The sequence below is a fragment of the Allobosea sp. NPDC055353 genome (genome assembly GCF_053644975.1).
Genome location: NZ_JBSHMC010000002.1, coordinates 987221 through 1006900 on the forward strand (window position 1 = coordinate 987221; position 19680 = coordinate 1006900).

Consider the following 19680-nt stretch of genomic DNA (forward strand, 5'->3'; position numbering starts at 1 on the left):
CATTCCTGTCTGAACTCGCCTGACCCAATCAGGCTAGCACGGGAATGTGGCATTGCCAGTGCGAAGAGGCGCCGGCACACAGCGCTCCGCCTTTCGTGAACGAAGCGGCGCGACGCTGGACCGATCAGGCGAACCAGCCCGGCAGCTTGTCCGTGCCGATGAGCTCCTCATAGCTCTGGCGCGGTCGCGTCACGGCGTATTGGTCGCCCTTGACCATGACCTCGGCCACCAGCAGGCGCTGGTTATAGGTCGAGGACATCGAGGCGCCATAGGCGCCGGCCGTCATGAAGGCGATGAGGTCGTTCTGCCGGAGCTTCGGCAGCTTGCGCCCGGTGGTGAAGGTGTCGCCCGATTCGCAGATCGGTCCGACCACGTCGTAAGCGAGTTCCGGCCCTCCGATCTCAGGCTCCGCCACCGGCCAGATCTCGTGATAGGCCTCGTACATCGCCGGCCGGACGAGATCGTTCATCGCCGCATCGACGACCAGGAACTGCTTGGTCGGGCGCGGATTGAGATGCAGCACCCGCGTCAGCAGCACGCCGGCATTGCCGACGATCAGGCGGCCGGGTTCGAAGCCGAGCTCGACATCAAGCCCCTTGGTGACCTTGGCGACCATCTCGGCATAGGCTTCGATCAGGCCCGGCCCGTAATCGAAGGTCTTCGGGATATCATAGGGAATGCCGAGTCCGCCGCCGAGGTCGAGCCGGTCGACGCGGTGGCCCTCAGCCCTGAGATCGCCGAGCAGCGCGACCATCTTGGTGTAGGCCGCCTCGAAGGCATCGATCTCGCCAATCTGGCTGCCGATATGGACGGCAAGGCCCATGATCCGCACGCCCGGCATGTTGGCCGCACGGGAATAGAGCCGGCCGACCTCCTCGAAGGAGACGCCGAACTTGTTCTCGCAGGAGCCGGTCGTGATCTTGGCATGGCCGCCGGCGCCGATATCGGGATTGACCCGGAACACCGCTTCCTGCCGCTTGCCAAGCGAGGCCGCCACCTTGGAGAGCAGGTCGAGTTCGCTCTCGCTCTCGATATTGACCTGGTAGAGCCCGGCCTCGACCGCGAAGCGCAATTCCTGCTCGCTCTTGCCGACGCCGGAGAAGACGATCTTCTCAGGGGGAATGCCGGCGGCCAGCGCCTTGCGCACCTCGCCTTCCGAGACCGTGTCGATGCCGGCGCCGAGCGCGCCCAGCGTCTTCAGCACGCCGAGATTGCCGTTCGCCTTCATCGCATAGAAGACATGGGTCTTGCCGGCCGGCGCGGTCGTCTTCATCGCCGCCTCGAACAGCTTGTAATGCCGCTCGATCGTCGCGCTCGAATAGACATAGACCGGCGTGCCAACCTCGGCAGCGATCCGCTGGAGATCGACGCCCTCGGCATGGAGCGAGCCGTCGCGATAGGCGAAATGATGCATGGAATGAGCTCGCAATCAGGCTAGGCAGGCGTCAGTCTCAGGCGGAGCGAAGCAGCGACCCGAGCCTGACGCAGAATAGGGACGTCGCGACGGCGCTGGCCGTCACATCAGCGGGTCAAGGACGAAGGACCGGTTCGGCACGGTAATCGCCCGGTTGGCCTTTGCCGGCTTGGCCAGCACGGAGGCCGAGCCCAGCGAGGCGGGGTCGTTCTCCTTGGCGCCGATCTGGTCGTCCGGCAGGTCGATGGCGCCGGTCGCATTGGGCGGCGCCTCCAGTGGCCCCTTGCGCCCGCAGGCGGCGAGCGCAACGGCCAGCAGACCGACGACCAGCAAGGTGCGGCCGAGTTTCAGGCGGGAATCAAGCACGAAAACGAACCCTCGGGGCGAAACGTGGCGGGACCTTAGCGGAGGATGCGGCGGAGCGCGAGCGCTTGTGGCGGTCCCCTGTCATTCCGGGGCTTCGCGGAGCGAAGAACCCGGAACCCACGACGGGGTGAGACATCTATTGCCCGTTGCAAGCGCCTCGCCCCGCCCAGTCGTGGGTTCCGGGTTCGCGCCTGCGGCGCGCCCCGGAATGACAACGGTGAGTTACTGCAAGCAGATATCGCCAGATCTCAGCCTTTCGCGAGCTGCTTCAGCCAGCGCCTGGCCTGCTTGCGGACATTGGCCGGGGCCGTGCCGCCATAGCTGACGCGGCTCTTCACCGACTGGTCGACGCCGAGCACGGCGAAGACTGCCTCGGTGATCTGCGGCTCCACGCCTTGCATCTCGGCGAGCGAGAGCTTCTCCAGCCCGACCTTCTTCTCCGAGGCAATGCCGACGAGCCGGCCGGTGACGTGATGCGCGTCGCGAAACGGCATCTTCAGCACGCGCACCAGCCAGTCGGCGAGATCGGTCGCCGTGGCATAGCCGAGGCCGGCGGCCTTCTTCATCACCTTGAGGTCGGGCTGCATGTCGCGGACCATGCCGGCGGTGGCGGCGAGGCAGAGCGACAGCGTCTGCAACGCGTCGAACGTGCCTTCCTTGTCCTCCTGCATGTCCTTCGAATAGGTCAGCGGCAGGCCCTTCATCATGGTCAGCAGGCCCTGCAGCGCGCCGAAGACACGGCCCGCCTTGCCGCGCACCAGCTCGGCCGCGTCGGGATTGCGCTTCTGCGGCATGATCGAGGAGCCCGTCGAGAAGGCGTCCGAGAGCCGGACGAAGCCGAATTGCGGCGTCGACCAGAGCACGATCTCCTCGGCGAAGCGCGAGAGATGCATCGCGCAGATCGAGGCCGCCGAAAGCGTCTCCAGCACGAAATCGCGATCAGAGACCGAATCGAGCGAGTTCGCCGTCGGCCGGTCGAAGCCGAGCGCCTTCGCCGTCATGTGCCGATCGATCGGGAAGGAGGTGCCGGCGAGCGCAGCCGCGCCGAGCGGGCATTCGTTGAGGCGCGCGCGCGCATCGCGGATGCGGCTGCGGTCGCGGCCGAGCATTTCGACATAGGCGAGCAGGTGGTGGCCGAAGGTGACCGGCTGCGCCGATTGCAGATGGGTGAAGCCCGGCATCACCGCGCCGGCATAGGTATCGGCCTTCTCGGCCAGCGCGAGCTGAAGGTCGGCCATCTGGCCGTCGATCTCGTCGAGCGTGTCGCGCACCCAGAGCCGCATGTCGGTCGCGACCTGGTCGTTGCGCGAGCGGGCGGTGTGGAGGCGGCCGGCGGCGAGGCCGATCTTGTCCTTGAGGTTCGACTCGACGTTCATATGGACGTCTTCGAGCGCCCGCGAGAACGTGAAGGTGCCGCTCTCGATCTCGCCCTCGACCTTTTTCAAGCCGGCGGTGATCGTCGCGACATCCTCCTTGGTCAGGATGCCGGTCTCAGCCAGCATGGCCGCATGCGCCAGCGAGCCGCGGATGTCCTGGCGCCAGAGCTTCTTGTCGAAATCGATGGAGGCATTGATCTCCTCCATGATGGCGTCGGGACCTGTGGCGAAACGCCCACCCCACATGCGATTGCTCACGACGGTCTTTCCTGCTTTTGAGGACGCATAATGACGTCTGGAAAAAAGATCGGACTGGCCCTCGGGGTCGTGGCGGCGCTCGGCCTCGCTGGCGTAGCGGCCTTCTACTCCGTCCGGGGCGATGCCGGCAACGGATCATGCAGCGCTGCGCGCGCGACCGCGGAGCGCATGAAGCCGCTGGTCAAGGGCGAGGTCGCGGCTGTCGAGCTGCGCGGGCGCCCGCAGCAGGCCCCCGCTCTTGCCTTCACCGGCCCGGACGGCCAGCCGATGACGCTTGCCGCACTCAAGGGCAAGACGCTGCTGGTCAATCTCTGGGCGACCTGGTGCGCACCCTGCCTCAAGGAGATGCCGGCGCTCGACGCGCTCCAGAAGGAGATGGGCGGGCCGGATTTCGCGGTGGTCGCGATCAATATCGACACCCGCAATCTCGACAAGCCCAAGGCCTGGCTCGCCGACAACAAGATCACCACCCTGCCCTTCTACGCCGATCCGCAGGCCGCGACCTTCCAGGCCCTGCGCGCCGCCCACAAGGTCGAAGGCATGCCGGTCAGCATCATCGTCGACAAGGCCGGTTGCGAGCTCGGCATCATCCAGGGACCGGCCGACTGGGCGAGCACTGACGCGAAGGCGCTGATGAAGGCCGCCATCGGCAAGCCTTGAGCGATTTGGCTTCCGGGGTCGGGGAGGTTATTGGCTTTCGGCCATGAGCTATACGATCGGCCTGGCCACCACCTTCCACGATCCCGCCATCGCGATCATCGGCCCCGATGGCGAGGTGCTCTTCGCCGAGGCGACCGAGCGCTACCTGCAATACAAGCGCGCCCCGAACTGCGAGCCCGATTCGGCGCCGCGCATGGAAGGCCTGCTGAAGCGCTACATCCCTGAGGACGCCGAGGTCCGCATCGCCACAAGCTGGGGCGAGGACTTCACCGGCTTCCTCGACCAGATGGCCCGCGCCGGTTCCTTCACGCTCGACGCACTGCTCAAGCTCTCGCCGGAACTCAACCGCTCGCTGGTGCCGGAGCGCACCGAGCGCGCCCTGATCGCCTCGCTGCATCTCGGCCAGCAGCGCGCCGGCATGGGCGTGCTGCTCGGGCTCGACCGCGCCTATGGCAAGGCGAACGTCACCGGCCTGAAGCGCTACGGCCACCATCTCAGCCATGCCGCCTATGCCTGCTGGTCCTCGCCCTTCGACAACGCCGCCTGCCTCGTCGTCGACGGCATGGGCGAGACCGGGGCGTCTGCCATCTTCGCGCTGGAGAACGGCAAACTCCGCGAAGTGAAGCGCCATCGCGGCCGGGAATCGATTGGCTTCTATTTCGGGCTCGTCACCGATCTCGCCGGCTTCGACCAGGCCAAGGGCGAGGAATGGAAGATCATGGGGCTCGCCCCCTATGGCAGGACCGATCCGGAATTGATGGCGCTATTGCGCAGGCTCTACTCGATCGAGGGCCACAAGCTCTCCTTCGCCAAGGCCGATGTGGTGCAGGCGGTCGCCGCCGAGATCCTGGCGAAGCGCCCGGCGGACGCACTCGACCAGGGCTGGGCCGATCTCGCCCGCTGCGGACAGGACGTCTTCGCCGAGATGATGGAAGCCCTGCTGGCTGAGGCCGCGGCGCTCGTCCCGAGCGAAAACCTCGTCATGGCCGGCGGCTGCGCGCTGAACTCATCCTTCAACGGCAAGATCGCCGGCCGCCACGGCTTCAACACCGTGTTCGTGCCCTCGGCTCCCGCCGATGACGGCAACGCGATCGGCGCCGCCTGGCTTGCCCACGCCGAAGCGAACCCCGACTGGCGCGCACCGAAGGGGCCGCTTTCGCCCTATCTCGGCTCGACCGTCTCGACCGAGCCCTTCGAGCGGATGCAGCTCTGGGAGAAGCGCCTGCGCAAGCTCAGCGCCGACGAGATCGCCCCCGTCACAGCCAAGCTCCTCACCGAGGGCAAGCTGATCGGCTGGGTGCAGGGCCGCGCCGAGTTCGGCCCGCGTGCGCTCGGCAACCGCTCGATCATCGCCGATCCGCGCCCCGCCGACGCCAAGGACATCCTCAACGCCAAGGTGAAATACCGCGAGGCCTTCCGCCCCTTCGCGCCCTCGATCCTGGCCGAGCATGCCGCCGACTGGTTTGAGAACTATCAGGACGCGCCCTATATGGAGCGCACGCTCACCTGGAAGGAAGCGGTGCGCGACCGCGTCCCGGCCGTCGTCCATGAGGATGCGACCGGCCGCCTCCAGAGCGTGACAGTGGAGCGCAACCCGCGCTATCACGCGCTGATCTCGGCCTTGCATGAGCTGACGGGCGTGCCGGTCATCCTGAACACCTCGTTCAACATCATGGGCAAGCCGATCCTGCACACGGCGGAGGACGCGATCCTGATGTTCTACACGAGCGGGCTCGACGCGCTGGTGATCGACGACTGGCTGCTGGAGAAATAGCGGGCGGCCGACCGATCCGCTGCGTTGATCAGTCGGATCACGCGAAATCGCTGGTTTCAGGATTGTTTGCGGTCATTCTTCCGGCCCATCGGAAGGAGACGACGCCATGCTGCAATTGCGCCCGAACTGCGAATGCTGCGACCGCGACCTGCCGCCGCAATCGCGCGACGCCCTGATCTGCACCTTCGAATGCACCTTCTGCAGCGACTGCGTCGAGACGCGCTTCGCCGGCACCTGCCCGAACTGCGGCGGCGACCTCGTGCGCCGGCCGATCAGGCCGGAGCGGATGCTGGAGAAATACCCCGCCTCGACCGAGCGCATCCGCAAGCCTCACCCGCAATGCGCGGCGGCTTGAATCTGACACGGATGCATCCGAAGAGGCCGACCGAGCAGCTAGCGAGCATGCTATGACGCTCATGCCTATCGTCTATGGTGCGCCCTACAGCGTCTATGTCCGCGCTGTCCGGCTGGCGCTGGAGGAGAAGGGCGTAGCCTACCGGCTCGACCCGATCGACGTCTTCGCCGAGAGCGGGCCGCCGGCTTCCCTACTGGAGAGGCAACCATTCGGCCGCATCCCCGCCTTCGAGCACGATGGCTTCCGGCTCTACGAGGCCGGCGCCATCGAACGCTATGTCGATGAGGCGTTCCCCGGGCCTGCCTTGCAGCCTTCCGCGCCGCGCGAGCGCGCCCGCGTCAATCAGCTGACGAGCATCCTCGATTCCTACGCCTATCGCACGCTGGTCTGGGACATCTATGTGGAGCGCGTCTCCGCCCCCAAGCAGGGACGCACGCCGGACGAGGCGCGAATCCAGACCGCCTTGCCCAAGGCGCAGCTATGCCTGCGCGCAATCAACGACCTGATGGATGGCGGGCCCTATCTGGCCGGCGAGGCGCTGACGCTGGCCGATCTTCATGCCGCGCCGATCTTCGCCTATTTCACGCTGGCGTCTGAGGCCGAGGCGCTGCTTGCCGAGCAGCCCGCCGTCAAGGCCTGGTGGGCGAGCATGGTGCGGCGGCCCGCTATGCAGGCCACCGCCTTTCCCGCCTAGGCGGTTTCGCCACGGAGATCGCCAAAGCCACCTGTTGCCCGCTCGCGACGCGGGCAGATGGGTCGTGGCGACGAGCCTTTAGCTCGCCTGCTTCACCGCGATGCCCTTCTCTTCGAAGAGCTGCTGCAATTCGCCGGCCTGGAACATCTCGCGGGTGATGTCGCAGCCGCCGACGAACTCGCCCTTGACGTAGAGCTGCGGGATCGTCGGCCAGTTCGAGAAGGCCTTGATGCCCTCGCGGATTTCCTGGTCCTCGAGCACGTTCACGCCCTTATAGGGCACGCCGATATAGCCGAGGATCTGCGCGACCTGGCCGGAGAAGCCGCACATCGGGAATTGCGGCGTGCCCTTCATGAAGAGCACCACGTCGTTGTTCTTCACTTCCGCTTCGATGCGGGCATTGACGTCGGACATCGTCTCGTCTCCTGAAGCGGGTTCAAGGCCCGCCGGATGCTACTGTTCTAATCTTGGGGAACGCTGGTCGTCAGCGCAAGGGCGTGCAGCACGCCGCCCATATTCCCCTGGAGCGCGGCATAGACCATCTGGTGCTGCTGCACCCGGGTCTTGCCCTTGAACGCAGCCGAGACGACGGTCGCGGCATAGTGGTCGCCGTCGCCGGCCAGGTCCTTGATCTCGATCGCCGCGTCCGGCAGCGCCGCCTTGATCATGCGCTCGATCTCGTGGGCATCCATCGCCATGGCTGAACTCCTCAGGCCGCCTTGCCGGCCATGTAGGACGGCAGCCAGTCTTCGTGGATCTTGCGGAGATCGGCGATCGCCACAGCCGGCTCGCCCGGCAGGCTGAGCGAAGCACCGCCGGTACGACCGATGGCGAGCGCCGGCACGCCGGCCGCCTTCGCCGCAGCGATTATCGCCTCGGCCTCGGCCACTGGCACCGTCAGGACGTAGCGCGCCTGATCCTCGCCGAAGAGCGCGGCGTGGGCGGGGCCCGCCGGCAGCGTCTCGATGGTGGCGCCGACGCCCTTGGCCATCGCCATCTCGGCGAGCGCCACGGCAAGACCGCCATCCGAGAGATCGTGGCAGGTCGAGACCTTGCCCGACGCGATCAGCCCGCGCACGAAATCGCCGTTGCGGCGCTCGATCGCGAGATCGACCGGCGGCGGGGCGCCCTCCTCGCGGCCACAGATCGTCGCGAGATAGGCGCTCTGGCCGAGCCAGCCGGCGGTCTCGCCGATCAGGATGATCGCCTCGCCCGCGGCCTTGAAGGCGACGGTCGCATGCTTCGTGACATCGGCCATGACGCCGACGGCGCCGATGGTCGGGGTCGGCAGGATCGAGATGCCGTTGGTCTCGTTGTAGAGCGAGACGTTGCCGGAGACGACCGGGAAGTCGAGCCCCTTGCAGGCCTCGCCGATGCCGCGGACACAGCCGACGAGCTGGCCCATCACTTCGGGCTTCTCGGGATTGCCGAAATTCAGGTTGTCGGTGATCGCGAGCGGGGTCGCGCCGGTCGCGGTCAGGTTGCGCCAGGCTTCCGCCACCGCCTGCTTGCCACCCTCGAACGGGTCGGCCTCGCAATAGCGCGGCGTCACATCGGCGGTCATGGCAAGGCCCCGCGGCCCGTCCTCGATGCGGATCACGCCGGCATCGCCACCCGGCGTCACCGCCGAGTTGCCGAGAATCAGCGTGTCGTACTGCTCCCAGATCCAGCGCTTGGAGGAGAGGTCCGGCGAGCCGATCAGCCTCTTCAGCGCCTCGGCATTGCCGCAAGGCGGCATCACGGTCTCGGCCGCGATGCGCTGCTGCAGGGCGGTCTCGATCCAGGGCCGGTCGTATTCGGGAGCCTCGTCGCCGAGCTCCTTGATCGGCAGGTCGGCCATGACCTCGCCCTGGTGCTTCACGACGAAGCGCAGCGTGTCGGTGGTGTGGCCGATGACGGCGAAGTCCAGGCCCCACTTCCTGAAGATCGCCTCGGCGGCGTCCTCATGGCCCGGCTTGATCACCATGAGCATGCGCTCCTGGCTCTCTGACAGCATCATCTCATAGGCGCTCATGCCCTCCTCGCGGCAGGGCACCTTATCGAGGTCGAGCTCGACGCCGAGATCGCCCTTGGCGCCCATCTCGACGGCCGAGCAGGTCAGGCCGGCAGCGCCCATGTCCTGGATCGCGTCGACATGGCCGGCGGCCATGATCTCGAGGCAGGCTTCGAGCAACAGCTTCTCGGCGAAGGGGTCGCCGACCTGCACGGTCGGACGCTTCTCCTCCGACTTGTCGTCGAATTCGGCCGAGGCCATGGTCGCGCCGTGGATGCCGTCGCGACCGGTCTTGGAGCCGAGATAGACGATCGCCTTACCGACGCCTGAGGCCTTGGCGTAGAAGATCTCGTCGGCCTGGGCGATGCCGACCGCCATGGCGTTGACGAGGATGTTGCCGTCATAGCGCGTGTGGAAGCCGGTGGCGCCGCCGACATTCGGCACGCCGAAGGAATTGCCGTAGCCACCGATGCCGGCGACGACGCCGGAGACCAGATGACGGGTCTTCGGATGCGCCGGATCACCGAAGCGCAAAGCGTCGAGCACCGCGATCGGGCGGGCGCCCATCGTGAAGACGTCGCGCAGGATGCCGCCGACACCGGTCGTCGCGCCCTGATAGGGCTCGATGAAGGACGGGTGGTTGTGGCTCTCCATCTTGAAGACGATGGCGGTGCCCTCGCCGATATCGATGACGCCGGCATTCTCGCCCGGGCCCTGGATCACCCAGGGTGCCTTGGTCGGCAGCGTCTTCAGATGGATTTTCGAGGATTTGTAGGAGCAGTGCTCGTTCCACATCGCCGAGACGATGCCGAGCTCCGTGATCGTCGGCTCGCGGCCGATCAGATGCAAGAAGCGCTGGTACTCGTCCGGCTTCAGGCCGTGCTCGGCGACGAGCTGCGGGGTGATCTTGATGTCGTTCGGAATCACGGGCTCAGGGTTCCTGGCGGGTCCGGCGATAGGGGTTGGCAGGGGCATAGCGTGCCTCGGCCCGCGAGACAACATTCCCCGGCGCAGACGGCGCTTTCAACTCTGGATGGCCGTCAGGGCGGCCCTGAGCGGGACCGGAATCGGCACGGGCTTCTGGCTCGCGCGCTCGACATAGACATGGGTAAAGCGGCCTTGCGCCGCCACCCGCTCGCCGCCCTGCCGGAAGATACCGATGCGGTAGGTCACCGAGCTGTTGCCGAGTCGCTCGACCGCGATCCCGGCCTCCACCGTCTCGGGGAAGGCGACGCTCTCGAAATAGGTGCAGCCGGTCTCGACCACGAGCCCGACGATCTCGCTGCCGGCAAGGTCCAGAAAGCCGCCCTCGATCAGCCAGGCATTCACCGCCGTATCGAACCAGCCGTAATAGACGACATTATTGACGTGTCCGTAGGCGTCGTTGTCGTGCCAGCGCGTCGGAATGGCGCGGAAGACACGGAAATCGGCGCGGCTCAGGCGCGGCTGTCGCTCGCTCATGTCCTGAATGCCTCTCCACCGTCATGCTCGCCCTTGTGGCGAGCATCCACGTCTTGAACACGACCTTCGACCAGCGAAGATGTGGATGGTCGGGACAAGCCCGACCATGACGGCACGGCAACAGCCATTCTCAACGTCCTCCCGGCTTCTCGCCCGTCTTGATTTCCGGCACGCCGAGCGCATCCGCCAGCCGCGCCTTGGCCGAACCCGGCTTAAGCGGTTTCTGCTGGCTCTCATGCGGCGCCCAGCCGGAGACCCAGACGAATTCGAAGGTCGCGGGCAGGCGCCCGTCGGGATCGGCGAATTTTTCTGCGTAGAGCGCAGCCGCGCGCAGCAAAGTCTCGCGTCGGGACGGTGTCTTGCGCCGGGCAACGAGTGCATTGGCCCAGCCCATGGCGCGCAGGTCGCGCAGCAGCCCGAAGGCGTCGCGATAGCGCACCGTCACGATCTCACTGTCGATGACGGGCAGTGCGAAGCCGGCACGCTGCAAAAGTCCGCCAAGGTCGCGCAGATCGGCGAAGGGTGCGACGCGCGGGCTGACCCCGCCCGTCGTCTCGCTCTCGGCTTCGAGCAGCGCCTGCCGGAGTTCCTGCAGGGTGCGCCCGCCAAGCAGGCAACCCATAAACAGCCCGTCGGGCCTAAGTGCTCGCTTGATCTGGATGAGCGCGCCGGGCAGGTCGTTGACCCCATGCAGCGCGAGCAGCGAGACGGCGAGGTCGAGCGAGCTGGCGGCGAAAGGCAGGCGTTCGAGATCGCCGACCACATCGGCCGGCGTGCCTTCCGCCTCCGCCATGCGCAGAAGCCGCCCGGCCCGGCCGGCCAGCACGGGCGCGACGACGGGCAAAGCCGTACCGAGATCGGCGGCGACCGCGAACTCGCGCAGCACCGCTCCGAGTCGCTCGCCCAGATCATCCGCAGCACGCAGCAGCAGGAAATCCGGATAGTCGCTGGCGAGTGCGCGCCTCAGCCGCGAACGGCCGAGCGCGCGGTCGAAGACAAGGCTCTGGTCACTCAACTTTGCACCGCCGGCAAGACACAAGCCCTCGTCCTTGGAGATGCCATTCCTAGTCGGATTGACGCCTCAGGACGAGGGCTGAGTTGAACGAGTCTTGCCTGGTTCAGCGGTCGAGCAGCTTGGCGATCTCTTCGCGCAATTGCGGGCCGAGATCGCCGCGGTCGAGTGCATAGGCGACATTCGCCGCGAGGAAGCCGATCTTCGAACCGGCATCGTAGATCTCGCCGTCGAAGCGCACCGCGTAGAACGGCTCCTGACGCGACAGCGCGACCATCGAATCGGTCAACTGGATTTCGCCGCCGGCGCCCTTCTCCTGGTTGGCGAGCAGGTTGAAGATCGTCGGCTGCAGGATGTAGCGGCCGGAGACATGCAGGTTGGACGGCGCCGTGCCCTTCGGCGGCTTCTCGACCATGCCGGTGATCTTCGAGACCTTGGCCTTGGCGTCCTGGACGGCGACGATGCCGTACTGGTGCGTCTGGTCGTCCGGCACGGGCGCGACGGCGATATGGTTGCCGCCATGCTGGTCATAGGCCTCGATCATCTCGGCGAGGCAGCCCTTGCCCTGGCTGTAATGCAGCATGTCCGGCAGCAGCAGCGCGAAGGGCTCGTCGCCGACGATCTCGCGCGCGCACCAGACGGCATGGCCGAGACCGAGCGGGGCCTGCTGGCGAGTGAAGCTGGTCGCGCCGGCGGCCGGCAGATCGTGCCTCAGCGCTTCCAGCTCTTTCGTCTTGTTGCGCTTGGCCAGCGTGTCGTCGAGCTCATAGGCCATGTCGAAATGGTCCTCGATCACCGCCTTGTTGCGGCCGGTGACGAAGATGAAATGCTCGATGCCGGCGGCGCGCGCCTCGTCCACGACATGCTGCACGACCGGGCGGTCGACGATGGTCAGCATCTCCTTCGGGATCGCCTTGGTGGCGGGCAGGAAGCGGGTGCCGAGACCAGCGACAGGAAGAACGGCCTTGCGGATGCGTTTCGTCATGCAAAATCCATTGGGCGCGATAGCCTTGCCGAAGCCAGGCAATGATGGGAACGGCCGTACAACTGTCATGGTTGGCGGCCATCAGGCGGTATTAGCCAACAGGCCTTGAGAAGCCGTCAACGGTTTTTCGATAAAGGCGGTTCCTGACGAAGATGAGGCGAGAGACAAGATGGCGGTATTGGTTTCCGGCGGCGCCGGCTACATCGGCAGCCACATGGTCCTGGAGTTGCTCGATCGCGGCGAGAAGGTCGTGGTCCTCGACAATCTCTCGACCGGATTCTGGTGGGCGGTGCCGCCCGAGGCGATCTTCGTTCAGGGCGATATCGGCAACCAGGAGCTGGTCGAAGGGCTGATCGGCGAATATGAGATCAGCGAGATCGCGCATTTCGCCGCCAGGATCGTGGTTCCGGAATCCGTCACCGACCCACTGGGCTATTATTTCAACAATACGGTGAAGACCCGCGGGTTGATCGAAAGCGCCGCGCGCAAGGGCGTGAAGCACGTCATCTTCTCCTCCACCGCCGCCGTCTATGGCGAGCCGGCGGTCTCGCCGGTGCCGGAGGAGATCGCGCTCAACCCGATCAATCCCTATGGCCGCTCGAAATTGATGAGCGAGTGGATGCTGCAGGACGCCGCCAAGGCGCATGGCTTCTCCTACGTGGCGCTGCGCTATTTCAACGTCGCAGGCGCCGACCCGAAGGGCCGCTCCGGCCAGTCCTCGCCGAATGCGACCCATCTGATCAAGGTCGCGAGCCAGGCCGCTCTCGGCCAGCGCGACGGCCTCACCGTCTTCGGCACCGATTATGCGACGCCGGACGGCACCTGCGTGCGCGACTATATCCACGTCACCGATCTCGCCCGCGCCCATCTCGCCGCGCTGGATCATCTGCGTAGCGGCGGGACAAGCCTCACGCTGAACTGCGGCTATGGCCGCGGCTATTCGGTGAAGGAGGTCGTCGAGGTCGTGAAGAAGGTTTCCGGCGTCGATTTCCCGGTGGTGCTGGCCGAGCGCCGTCCGGGCGACCCGGCCTCGCTGATCGCCCGCGCCGACCGCATCCGCGCCGAGCTCGGCTGGCAGCCCGAGCATGACGATCTCGAACAGATCGTCTCGCAGGCACTCGCCTGGGAGGACAAGCTCAGGACGAGGAACGCCTCGGCCTGAAGCCGCGCGTCGCTTGCCTCATGCAAGCGACGCGCTCATCATCCCGAAGAATGATGTCAGCCAGCGTGAACGTCATCGAGGCTCCCGACGACAACAGACAGACAAACCCGTGAGATCGCTCCCCGCTTTTCGGAGTAGACGCCCAAACCCAGAGGCGCGCCATGAAACCAGCAGAGATCAATCGCTACCTGATCCGATTTGGCTATCTCGGCGGCTTCGAAAAGCTCCTGCGCTCAAAAGCCGTCCACCCGACACCCGCCAGGATCGGGCAGGTTCGGGCCAGGCTCTTCAAGCTTCTCCTCTCCAAGGTCATGGAGGGCAAGCGGGAGATCAACCATCTTCAGATCGCCATCGACCAGCTTGAGGCAGCCTGCCGCAGCGGCCTGGATGCCAAGCGTATGGAGAACGATGCCGCCTATTCGGCCGCAGCCGGCCGGCTCGCCTCGCCGCTTCAGGATTTCGATGGCTGGGTGATCAGCCTGTTCGAAACCGACATGGCGCTCTTGTCGAACATTCACAATCCCGCAACCGCGGACAACCGGATCGACTCGCTTTCCGGTTCGTTCACGGCCCTGTGGCGGCAAAGGATGGCGGATGAGGACGGGCTTGTAAGCCATCCGGACCTGTTCGATCTGTCCATTCACATCGACTAGCGCCTGTGGGCGGTTACGAAGCAACCTCGATCAGGCAAACTCTGGCCATTCCGGGGCCGAGCCTGCCGCACGCCCCGGAATGACAGGATGAGTCAGGGCGCGGCCCCCTCCTCCGCCGGCTCGCGCACGTCGAGCACGGTCAGGCGCTTCACGTCGCCGGAGCGCGTCGTCCAGTCGATGGAGCGCTCGGCCGCCATGCCGATCAGCGCGACACCGATCGGCGTCATCACCGAGATGCGGTTCTTCTCGATATCGGCATGCTCAGGCCAGACCAGCGTGATGGTGCTCTCGCGCTTGGTGGTTTCGTCGCGATAGACGATCTGGCTGCCGATGCGGGCGTGGTCGTGCGAGACGCGCCCCTCCGGCAGGATACGCGCCCGGTCGAGTTCGTGAGTCAGCTCGGCGGCAAGATCGGGCATGGTATGGGCCGCGCCGGCCGCGATGCGGCTGAGCATGGCATGGTCCGCGGCCGTGACGGTGATGGCGGGACGCTTGGTGGACATCAGGACAGGTCTTTCATCGAAAAGGCGAGCGCCCGCCGGCGGACGACAGCCGCACGGCATCAGAAGGTCGAACTCGCAGGAAAAAGCGGCAGAGCAGGCGCACCCCCGAACCGGAGGCGCCAAGCGCGACAGGCCCGGGGCTAGAAGCCCGCGATGAGGTTGCCCGAGCGGTGCAGACCGCGGCGGAAGGGAGACGCGCTATTCATCCGTTGAGAATCTGACAATCGCCGATGCTTGTCAAATCACGAATGCCGCAACGATCGCGATACGAATTAACCCCTGGTTAATCTTGTTCGGGCGCTGTGAAGATGTTTCGATCCAGCATTCGCCGGGAGTATCCATGCGCCTGTCCGTCATCGCAGCCTCAGTCCTGATCAGCCTGGCACCGGCGCTGGCCCAGACCACCGGCTCGATCAACGCGTCCGGCGCCCATGCCCGCAGCAATGCGCAGGCGACCCCGGCCAGCGCCCCCTTCGACGTCTTCGTGCAGCGGCTCTGGCCGCAGGCTCAAGGCCGCGGCATCTCGCGCGCGACCTTCGACCTCGCCTTCCGCGGCGTGACGCCCGACGCCTCGATCGTCGCGCTGACCAGGAAGCAGTCGGAATTCAGCGCTCCGATCTGGAACTATCTGGAGAACGCCGTCGGCGGCTCGCGTATCGGGCGCGGGCGCGAGGCCGCGGCCGAGAATGCGAGCGTCCTCTCCCAGGTCGAAGCGCGCTACGGCGTGCCAAAGGAGGTCGTGCTCGGCGTCTGGGGCATGGAGACCAATTACGGCTCGTTCAAGGGCGGCAAGGACGTTATCCGCTCGCTCGCGACGCTTGCCTCGATCCGCTATCGCGGCGACTTCTTCCGCGATGAATTGCTCACCGCGCTGGAGCTGATCGAGAAGGGCCATGTCGAGCGCAGCGAATTGAAGGGCTCCTGGGCCGGCGCCATGGGCCACACCCAGTTCATGCCGTCGAGCTACATGAAATACGCGGTCGACTGGACCGGCGACGGCCATGCCGACATCTGGACCTCGTCGAGCGACGCGATCGCCTCCACCGCCAATTACCTCAAGGGCTATGGCTGGGTGCCCGGCCTGCCCTGGGGCATGGAGGTGACGCTGCCACAAGGCTTCGACCACCGCCTCGACAAGGCAAGCTTCTCTGCCTTCGCTTCCGCCGGCGTCCGCCGCGCCGATGGCAATCGCCTGCCCTCCTCCGGCGAAGGCCGGCTATTCTATCCGGCCGGCCATACCGGCCCGGTGATGCTGCTCACCGCCAATTTCGACGTCATCAAGAAATACAACTCCTCCGATGCCTATGCGATGGCCGTCGGCCATCTCGGCGACCGGATCGCCGGGCGTTCCGCCATCCAGGCGAGCTGGCCGACCAGGGCCCCGCGCCTCGACATGGCCGCGACCCGCGATCTCCAGCGCCGCCTGAAGGCGCTCGGCCTCTACAATCACGATGCCGACGGCCGCATCGGCACCGGCACGCGCGAGGCTGTCAGGCGCTACCAGATCAGCGCCGGCGAGATCGCCGACGGCTATCCGACGCCGGCCCTGCTGTCGAAGCTGCGCGGCAAGCGCTGACTTTCGGCCGCTCCCGGCCTATAGTCGCGCGGGGGAACCACCGGATCGGCCTATGCGCCTGCGCTCGTTCGCCATGGTTCTGGCTGCCACCTGCCTGCTCCTGCTGACGGGCGGGCCGGTCTCCTTCGCCCAGCAGCAGCCGCAACAGCGCAGCCTGTTCCAGATGTTCTGGCAAATACCAGCGCAGCCACGCACGGCTCCTCAGCCGCGCCAGCGCGTCGCGCCGGCCGTACGCCGCCGCGAAGCGCCCGTCGTCGTCCGCGACGATCCCGTCATCCCCAAGGTCGACGTTGCCCACCATATCGTCGTGATGGGCGATTCCCTCGCCAACCTCCTGGCGAACGGGCTCGACGATGCCCTCAACAACCGCCCGGATGTCGAGGTCATCCACCGGGCCAAGCCCGATTCCGGCCTGGTGCGCAGCGATTTCTACGACTGGCCGAAGACGATCTCCGAGCTTCTCGCCAGCGACCAGAAGATCAGCATCGGCGTCGTCCTGCTCGGCCTCAACGACCGCCAGCCGATCCGCGAGGGCGAAACCGTCCATGAACCGCTGAGCCCGCGCTGGCTCGAACTCTATCGTGACCGGATCGATGCCATCGCCAACGCCTTCGCCACCCGGCGCGTGCCGTTGATCTGGGTCGGCGCGCCGCCGATGCAGAACGGGCGGCTCTCGGCCGACATGATCACCCTCAACGATCTCTACCGCCAGCGCGTCGAGAAGGCGGGCGGGCAATATGTCGATCTCTGGGGCGGCTTCGTCGATGCCGAGAACCGCTATGCCGCGACCGGCCCGGACGTCTCCGGACAGATGGTGCGCCTGCGCCTCGGCGATGGCATCCACTTCACCGCTGCCGGCGCGCGCAAGGCTGCGCATTTCGTCGACCTCGTCATCCGCCGCATGATCGAGGCGACCCCTCAGGGCAGCGTCATCGCCCTGCCCGTCTCGCCCGAGACCGGCGCCCCCAGCGCCCTTGAGCTTCAGCCCGGCGGCGTCGAGCGGCTGATCGACCAGATGGTCGCGGGCGTGCCGACGATCGGCCTGCCCGCCGCCTTGCAGGCCCGCCCGCTCGCCGGGCCGATCCAGCCCCTCACCGGTCAGGCGGCCCTATCCGAGCAGCCATTGCTCGCCTCGATCACCGAGGCGCGCGGGCGCGGCGACGCCGCCCTCCAGCTCGAACGTGTCTTCGGCCAGGGCATCGCGCCGGACCCGGTCGCGGGCCGGCTCGATGATTACCGCTGGCCGCGCTGACCGGCCCTCACCCCGCCATCAGCCGGTCGAAGACCGGATCGGGATCGTCGACCTCGACCAGTTTCTTAGCCGTGATCACCCAGATCCGCGTCGCTACGGCGCGCACGAAGGCGCGGTCATGGCTGACCAGCAGGCAGGCCGTTTCCTGCTTGATCAGCTCGCTCTCCAGCATGTCCTGCCCCTCGATATCGAGATGGTTGGTCGGCTCGTCGAGCAGGTAGAAATTGGGCTCGGCGAGGCGCAGCAGCAGCATCGCCAGCCGCGCCCGCTGCCCGCCGGACAGGCGAGCCGTCGGCGCGGTCTGCGCCTCGCTCGCGATCCCTGCGCCGGCGAGCACGGTGCGGGCCGTCTGATCGCCGAGGTCGCTGGAATGCTTCACCGCATCCCAGGGCGTGCGCCAGGTGTCGAGCTGCGACAGGCCCTGGTCGGAATAGCCGGCCTTCAGGGTCGCTGCGCCACGGATCTCCGGATCGGAGCCGTCCAACGCCGCCTGCAGCCGCGCGACGAAGCGCGTCTTGCCGCTGCCATTGGCGCCGAGCAGCGCGATCCGGTCACCCTTCTCGATCCAGAGTGGCCCAGTGCGAAACAGCAGGCGCCCGTCGGGCGTGGCGACCCCAGTTTCCTTGATCGCGACCAGTGCCTTGGCATGGGTGCCGCTGCTGGCGAGCCGGATCGTGCCGGCCGAGCGCTCCTTGTGTCCCGGCCGCGCCTGGTCCTCCAGCTTGTCCGCGCGCTCGGAGAGTTGCTTGGTCTTGACCACCAGCAGGTCCGAGCCGGAATTGATGCCGATATTCTTCAGCTTGGCGGCCTGCTGCCTGAGTGCTTTCACCTTGCGCATCTCGTTCTCGAATTGCCGGTCGCGCGCCGCGTCGCGCTCCTCCAGCGCCTGCAGCGCGCGCGAATAGGGCAAGGCGAAATCGGCGCTCTCCGCCGGGCGCAGGAACAGGGTGCGCGTGCTGACATCGTCGAGGAAGGCGCGGTCATGGCTCGCCGCGACCACGGCGCAGTCGCGCGGCAGGTTGGCCAGAAAGCGCTCCAGAACGCCGATCCGTTCGAGATCGAGATGGTTGGTGGGCTCGTCGAGCAGGAGCAGATCGGGCTCGATCACCGCCGCCCGCGCCAGCAGCATCGTGCGCTGCCAGCCGCCGGAAAGACTGCCCACGGCGCGGCTGCGCAGGCTCTCCTCCACCATGAGATCGTCGAGCAGCACATCGACGCGCCAGCTCTCGGTCTCGGCCGCCTCGGCATCGAGCGCGTCCAGCACGGCATCGTAGAGGCTCATCGGCAGCAGCCGCTCGGGCGGGTCCTGCGGTGCGAAGGCGGTGACGAGCCCGCGCGAGCGGGTCAGCGTCCCGCCGCTCGCCTCCTCGCCGCCGGCCAGGATGCGCAGGAGCGAGGATTTGCCGCGCCCATTGGCTGCGACGAGGCCGAGGCGGTCGCCCTTGGCGATGGCTAGGTCGAGGCCGGCGAAGAGCGGCGCGCTGCGCGCGAGCGACAGGTCTTTCAGGGTGATCAGGGACATCGGAATCTCATGAGGTCAGGCATGCACGCAGGAGCGCGCCAGATAAGGCTGACGATGAGACGGCGATGCGTTCCCGGTCAGCCCCGCGAGGTAAAGCGCGGGGCGCAGACAGGTCCGCGGGTGCGGCAATGGAAGCGGCGGCGCGGCGCCTGCTTCCCCTTCTGGTGCGATTCCATGGTGGTGATCATAGCGACGACGCGAGCAATGAACAGAGCGTCGTCGACATGAGGGGCGCGAGCGCGGCGCGGAACGTGCTCATGACAAAAAGCGGCTCCGCCCGCGTTAGAGGGAGATCGGCGAGCTGGCCGAACCGGCTAAATCTCGGGATGGAAGCGGCGAGAGAAACCCATGGCTGACGACAAGATCGAGATCGAGAACGTCAACACGCCCGGCAAGACCGAGCGGGTCGACCGCGCCAAATATCTCGCGATGCGCGAGGCGCTGCTGGCGGTCCTGCCGCAAGCGGCACCGGGCCTGAAGGTCCCCGATGCCAAGGAGGCTCTTCTGCCACACCTGCCCGACGCACTGTTTCCGCAGGGCAAGACGGCGGGCTGGTGGCTGAAGGCCGTGCAGCTCGACCTCGAAGCCAAGGGCACGATCAGGCGCGCGCCCGGCTCGCCGGTCCGGCTCTACAGGGCCGGACCGTCAAAGGACTGAACGCTCA

The 19680-nt window shown here is 66.6% G+C and carries 20 protein-coding genes; 9 read left to right on the top strand and 11 right to left on the bottom strand.

Going from position 1 to position 19680, the window contains the following annotated elements; genetic code table 11:
- Positions 1-124: 124 nt before the first annotated feature.
- From lysA to argH, 3 genes are all read right to left on the bottom strand, one after another.
- A complete protein-coding gene (lysA, locus tag ACWIEX_RS18085) occupies positions 125-1414 on the bottom strand; it encodes a diaminopimelate decarboxylase (protein ID WP_454034366.1) in 1290 nt (429 codons plus the stop codon).
- Positions 1415-1516: 102 nt separating this feature from the next.
- Complete coding sequence (gene lptM, locus ACWIEX_RS18090; RefSeq protein WP_454034367.1) at positions 1517-1780, bottom strand: LPS translocon maturation chaperone LptM; 264 nt, start codon at positions 1778-1780, stop codon at positions 1517-1519.
- A 248-nt stretch (positions 1781-2028) separates the two neighbouring features.
- Positions 2029-3414, bottom strand: a complete 1386-nt coding sequence (gene argH / locus ACWIEX_RS18095; protein WP_454034368.1) for an argininosuccinate lyase — start codon at positions 3412-3414, stop codon at positions 2029-2031.
- Positions 3415-3444: 30 nt separating this feature from the next.
- On the opposite strand from argH, the gene tlpA reads away from it, so the two are divergent.
- The 4 genes from tlpA (at position 3445) to ACWIEX_RS18115 (ending at position 6897) form a co-directional block, all read left to right on the top strand.
- Positions 3445-4074: a thiol:disulfide interchange protein TlpA gene (tlpA, locus tag ACWIEX_RS18100; protein WP_454034369.1), complete on the top strand. Its 630-nt coding sequence runs from the start codon at positions 3445-3447 to the stop codon at positions 4072-4074.
- Positions 4075-4117: 43 nt separating this feature from the next.
- Positions 4118-5848 (top strand): carbamoyltransferase family protein, encoded by a 1731-nt coding sequence (locus tag ACWIEX_RS18105; RefSeq protein WP_454034370.1) that lies wholly within the window; start codon positions 4118-4120, stop codon positions 5846-5848.
- Between the two features lie 106 nt (positions 5849-5954).
- On the top strand, positions 5955-6203 hold the full coding sequence (locus tag ACWIEX_RS18110; RefSeq protein WP_454034371.1) for a DUF1272 domain-containing protein: 249 nt from the start codon (positions 5955-5957) through the stop codon (positions 6201-6203).
- Between the two features lie 52 nt (positions 6204-6255).
- Complete coding sequence (locus tag ACWIEX_RS18115) at positions 6256-6897, top strand: glutathione S-transferase family protein (RefSeq protein ID WP_454034372.1); 642 nt, start codon at positions 6256-6258, stop codon at positions 6895-6897.
- 78 nt (positions 6898-6975) lie between these two features.
- Here the strand turns inward: ACWIEX_RS18115 and grxD are convergent, their stop codons facing one another.
- The 6 genes from grxD to galU all read right to left on the bottom strand — a co-directional run bounded on the left by grxD (position 6976) and on the right by galU (position 12348).
- Complete coding sequence (gene grxD / locus ACWIEX_RS18120; RefSeq protein WP_061970069.1) at positions 6976-7311, bottom strand: Grx4 family monothiol glutaredoxin; 336 nt, start codon at positions 7309-7311, stop codon at positions 6976-6978.
- Between the two features lie 47 nt (positions 7312-7358).
- The gene (locus tag ACWIEX_RS18125; protein ID WP_061970071.1) at positions 7359-7595 is read right to left on the bottom strand and encodes a BolA family protein; all 237 of its coding nucleotides are present in this window, start codon (positions 7593-7595) and stop codon (positions 7359-7361) included.
- Positions 7596-7606: 11 nt separating this feature from the next.
- Entirely contained in the window at positions 7607-9817 is a 2211-nt protein-coding gene (gene purL / locus ACWIEX_RS18130; RefSeq protein WP_454034373.1) for a phosphoribosylformylglycinamidine synthase subunit PurL, read from the bottom strand.
- 96 nt (positions 9818-9913) lie between these two features.
- A complete protein-coding gene (locus ACWIEX_RS18135; protein WP_454034374.1) occupies positions 9914-10351 on the bottom strand; it encodes an acyl-CoA thioesterase in 438 nt (145 codons plus the stop codon).
- 130 nt (positions 10352-10481) lie between these two features.
- A complete protein-coding gene (locus ACWIEX_RS18140; protein ID WP_454034375.1) occupies positions 10482-11366 on the bottom strand; it encodes a class I SAM-dependent methyltransferase in 885 nt (294 codons plus the stop codon).
- A gap of 103 nt (positions 11367-11469) precedes the next feature.
- Complete coding sequence (gene galU / locus ACWIEX_RS18145) at positions 11470-12348, bottom strand: UTP--glucose-1-phosphate uridylyltransferase GalU (RefSeq protein ID WP_454034376.1); 879 nt, start codon at positions 12346-12348, stop codon at positions 11470-11472.
- Positions 12349-12517: 169 nt separating this feature from the next.
- Between galU and galE the strand changes: the two genes are divergently transcribed.
- Both galE and ACWIEX_RS18155 read left to right on the top strand, forming a co-directional pair.
- On the top strand, positions 12518-13510 hold the full coding sequence (gene galE / locus ACWIEX_RS18150) for a UDP-glucose 4-epimerase GalE (RefSeq protein ID WP_454034377.1): 993 nt from the start codon (positions 12518-12520) through the stop codon (positions 13508-13510).
- 161 nt (positions 13511-13671) lie between these two features.
- On the top strand, positions 13672-14163 hold the full coding sequence (locus ACWIEX_RS18155) for a hypothetical protein (protein WP_454034378.1): 492 nt from the start codon (positions 13672-13674) through the stop codon (positions 14161-14163).
- A 92-nt stretch (positions 14164-14255) separates the two neighbouring features.
- Here the strand turns inward: ACWIEX_RS18155 and rnk are convergent, their stop codons facing one another.
- Entirely contained in the window at positions 14256-14666 is a 411-nt protein-coding gene (gene rnk / locus ACWIEX_RS18160) for a nucleoside diphosphate kinase regulator (RefSeq protein WP_454034379.1), read from the bottom strand.
- Positions 14667-15006: 340 nt separating this feature from the next.
- Between rnk and ACWIEX_RS18165 the strand changes: the two genes are divergently transcribed.
- Positions 15007-16242 carry a lytic murein transglycosylase gene (locus ACWIEX_RS18165; protein WP_454034380.1) on the top strand — a complete coding sequence of 412 codons (1236 nt, stop codon included), beginning with the start codon at positions 15007-15009 and terminating at the stop codon, positions 16240-16242.
- A gap of 52 nt (positions 16243-16294) precedes the next feature.
- Complete coding sequence (locus ACWIEX_RS18170; protein ID WP_454034381.1) at positions 16295-17494, top strand: SGNH/GDSL hydrolase family protein; 1200 nt, start codon at positions 16295-16297, stop codon at positions 17492-17494.
- 7 nt (positions 17495-17501) lie between these two features.
- Here ACWIEX_RS18170 and ACWIEX_RS18175 read toward each other — a convergent pair whose 3' ends face one another.
- Positions 17502-19016 carry an ABC-F family ATP-binding cassette domain-containing protein gene (locus ACWIEX_RS18175; RefSeq protein WP_454034382.1) on the bottom strand — a complete coding sequence of 505 codons (1515 nt, stop codon included), beginning with the start codon at positions 19014-19016 and terminating at the stop codon, positions 17502-17504.
- Positions 19017-19364: 348 nt separating this feature from the next.
- Between ACWIEX_RS18175 and ACWIEX_RS18180 the strand changes: the two genes are divergently transcribed.
- A complete protein-coding gene (locus tag ACWIEX_RS18180; RefSeq protein ID WP_454034383.1) occupies positions 19365-19673 on the top strand; it encodes a DUF6958 family protein in 309 nt (102 codons plus the stop codon).
- Positions 19674-19680 lie beyond the last annotated feature (7 nt).

What these genes read in the sequence shown, in the direction of transcription:
- lysA (WP_454034366.1), bottom strand. Translation starts at nt 1,414, where the DNA reads ATGCATCATTTCGCCTATCGCGACGGCTCGCTCCATGCCGAGGGCGTC.
- tlpA (WP_454034369.1), top strand. Translation starts at nt 3,445, where the DNA reads ATGACGTCTGGAAAAAAGATCGGACTGGCCCTCGGGGTCGTGGCGGCG.
- ACWIEX_RS18105 (WP_454034370.1), top strand. Translation starts at nt 4,118, where the DNA reads ATGAGCTATACGATCGGCCTGGCCACCACCTTCCACGATCCCGCCATC.
- ACWIEX_RS18110 (WP_454034371.1), top strand. Translation starts at nt 5,955, where the DNA reads ATGCTGCAATTGCGCCCGAACTGCGAATGCTGCGACCGCGACCTGCCG.
- ACWIEX_RS18115 (WP_454034372.1), top strand. Translation starts at nt 6,256, where the DNA reads ATGACGCTCATGCCTATCGTCTATGGTGCGCCCTACAGCGTCTATGTC.
- grxD (WP_061970069.1), bottom strand. Translation starts at nt 7,311, where the DNA reads ATGTCCGACGTCAATGCCCGCATCGAAGCGGAAGTGAAGAACAACGAC.
- ACWIEX_RS18125 (WP_061970071.1), bottom strand. Translation starts at nt 7,595, where the DNA reads ATGGCGATGGATGCCCACGAGATCGAGCGCATGATCAAGGCGGCGCTG.
- ACWIEX_RS18135 (WP_454034374.1), bottom strand. Translation starts at nt 10,351, where the DNA reads ATGAGCGAGCGACAGCCGCGCCTGAGCCGCGCCGATTTCCGTGTCTTC.
- galU (WP_454034376.1), bottom strand. Translation starts at nt 12,348, where the DNA reads ATGACGAAACGCATCCGCAAGGCCGTTCTTCCTGTCGCTGGTCTCGGC.
- galE (WP_454034377.1), top strand. Translation starts at nt 12,518, where the DNA reads ATGGCGGTATTGGTTTCCGGCGGCGCCGGCTACATCGGCAGCCACATG.
- ACWIEX_RS18155 (WP_454034378.1), top strand. Translation starts at nt 13,672, where the DNA reads ATGAAACCAGCAGAGATCAATCGCTACCTGATCCGATTTGGCTATCTC.
- rnk (WP_454034379.1), bottom strand. Translation starts at nt 14,666, where the DNA reads ATGTCCACCAAGCGTCCCGCCATCACCGTCACGGCCGCGGACCATGCC.
- ACWIEX_RS18165 (WP_454034380.1), top strand. Translation starts at nt 15,007, where the DNA reads ATGCGCCTGTCCGTCATCGCAGCCTCAGTCCTGATCAGCCTGGCACCG.
- ACWIEX_RS18170 (WP_454034381.1), top strand. Translation starts at nt 16,295, where the DNA reads ATGCGCCTGCGCTCGTTCGCCATGGTTCTGGCTGCCACCTGCCTGCTC.
- ACWIEX_RS18175 (WP_454034382.1), bottom strand. Translation starts at nt 19,016, where the DNA reads ATGTCCCTGATCACCCTGAAAGACCTGTCGCTCGCGCGCAGCGCGCCG.
- ACWIEX_RS18180 (WP_454034383.1), top strand. Translation starts at nt 19,365, where the DNA reads ATGGCTGACGACAAGATCGAGATCGAGAACGTCAACACGCCCGGCAAG.